This is a genomic window from Streptomyces sp. NPDC058375 (assembly GCF_042723425.1).
GTDB classification, from domain to species: Bacteria; Actinomycetota; Actinomycetes; order Streptomycetales; family Streptomycetaceae; genus Streptomyces; species Streptomyces durocortorensis.
This window is the reverse complement of the sequence record NZ_JBHXJG010000471.1, coordinates 1-1,953: the sequence shown is the minus strand read 5'-3', so window position 1 is coordinate 1,953 and position 1,953 is coordinate 1. Positions and strand designations below refer to the sequence as shown.

The window sequence follows — 1,953 nt, the reverse complement described above, 5'->3', positions numbered from 1 at the left end:
GGCCGGGGGCCCGGCCGCCCGGTCACGATCATTCGGCCGATGCGGGTGCCCGGACAAGGAAATTTGCCGATGCGGCAAAACAGCGGGGCGGTTCAGACGAGCAGGCTCAGCAGGTGGGCGCAGGCGGTGGCCTCGTCCGGGTGGCGGGCGATGACGTCGTACGTTCCGCGCTCGAACGCCCCGGTCTCCCAGCCGCCGGCGGGGGCCCGCCGGACGAAGAGGAAGTCCGGCGGGGTGGGCACGGGCTCGTGGACGCCCTCGATCCGGTAGTAGCCGCCGGGGATCCGTGCCTCGACGAGTGCGGCGTGCAGGGTCCGGCGGTCCATGCCGGGTTACGCGCCGGCGGGCGTCAGGTAGGCATGGTCCAGCAGCCACTTCACGTTGAGTCGCTGTCCCTCGCCCGGGTCGAGGAACACCGCGTCGAGCTTGATCTGCTGACCGCCGCCGGGCTGTTCGAACCACGGGGCGATGGAGCCCTGCCAGACCCAGAAGGGCTTGGCGACCTTGTAGACGCGGTAGTCGCACGGGGTGTCCGCGTCACGGGTGTTGAGGTTCTGCGGGGGCAGGGCGCGCTCGGCGTAGGCGTCGCCCGCGGGGGCCAGATAGCCGCCGTACTCCGAGCCGAAGCGGTCCAGGCGCTGGCCGGTGCGGAGCTTCACGGGCTCCTTGTCGATCTCGCCGTTCACCTCGGCGAAGCCGTCGTTGGGCGGGTACTTCCAGCTGCCGGTGTCCGCGGGCCCCTCCCAATACTTCTTCAGGAAGTCCTTCGGGGTGAGGTCGCCGGTGCGCTGGTAGCCGTTCAGGAGCGGGCCGACCGGGGCGAGCCGCTTGTTCGGCAGCCACTTGGGCCCGAGGCGGGCGTCGCCGCGGAACTCCCCGGTGCACGGTTCGTGGCGTTCGGCGGCGGGAGCGGGCCGGTCGGGCCCCGGTGCGGCCGGTGCGGGTGCGGCGCTCGCCGTCGGGGCGGTGATCAGTCCGGCGGTGATGCCGAGGGCGGCGAGTGCGGTACGCATACGGTTCATTCAGGAGTCCCCTTGAGCACTGATGATCCATCAGGACAGCTGACGTAGGGTAACCGCTCGACTACCCGCAGACCTCGCGCCATGCCGTTCTCCGGCCACCGGGAACAGCACCGCGCCCCGGCCGCGACGATGCGCGACCGGGGCGTGGTGGACGGCCGGGTGCAGACCCCGGCCGGCGTGACTGCTAGCTGACGTTGACGTCGATGCAGGCGTAGAAGGCGTTCGAGGTGTCCGCGATGTTCCAGACGGCCAGGACCTTCTGCTGACCTGTCTTGTTGCCGAAGTCGACCTGGTGGGTCACGGTCGCGCCGGGCTGCGCGCCGCCGTCGTCGAACTCTGCGATCTTCTCGCCGCCCACGAAATACTGCCAGGTGCTGGTCGAGTGGCGTGCGGTGATCTTCCACTCGAACTGCTGGGAACGGTTCACCGGAGTGACCGACCAGCCCTTGGAGTCGTCGTCCAGCTCGGCGAAGCCGCTGTTGCCGCCGCTGCAGCTGGTGAGCCCCTTGGGGCCCTCGACGCTCTGCGGTTCGTACTTGATCGCACCGCAGCTGACCGTTCCGGCGGCACACTGCGCCTGCCTGCTCGGCGGGTTGGAGATGTAGCCGTGAGCGCTGGCGGAGGTCGCCGGGAGGCTCAGGGCGAGAACCGGGGCGAGCATGGCGCCGACGGCGAGTGCGGTCTTCCTTTTCGCGTGCATGCTTCTCCTTCACATGAGACCGCACCGCGCGGTGGCGGACCGTGGGGGGTCCGGCTTCGACGGCGAGGCCTCGCGAGTGTGGGGCCAAGAGGCGCGAAGGGCTGCAAGTCCCTTGCCGGACACGCCTGATGACAGGTGTCCGGAAAGGCCTTGCACTTGGACTAGACCATACCCACCGACGCGTTCACGTCAAGGGTGGTGTGCGATGGACGGGCTCCCCCGCAAGCCTGC

General features: G+C 69.9%; 3 protein-coding genes. All 3 read right to left on the bottom strand.

The window, feature by feature from the left end; all coding sequences use genetic code 11:
• Positions 1 to 92: 92 nt before the first annotated feature.
• Complete coding sequence (locus ACFWM7_RS35140; protein WP_383268815.1) at positions 93 to 326, bottom strand: hypothetical protein; 234 nt, start codon at positions 324 to 326, stop codon at positions 93 to 95.
• A 6-nt stretch (positions 327 to 332) separates the two neighbouring features.
• Positions 333 to 1,022 (bottom strand): TNT domain-containing protein, encoded by a 690-nt coding sequence (locus ACFWM7_RS35135; RefSeq protein ID WP_383268812.1) that lies wholly within the window; start codon positions 1,020 to 1,022, stop codon positions 333 to 335.
• A 184-nt stretch (positions 1,023 to 1,206) separates the two neighbouring features.
• Complete coding sequence (locus ACFWM7_RS35130; protein ID WP_383268810.1) at positions 1,207 to 1,722, bottom strand: lytic polysaccharide monooxygenase auxiliary activity family 9 protein; 516 nt, start codon at positions 1,720 to 1,722, stop codon at positions 1,207 to 1,209.
• Positions 1,723 to 1,953: the final 231 nt, after the last annotated feature.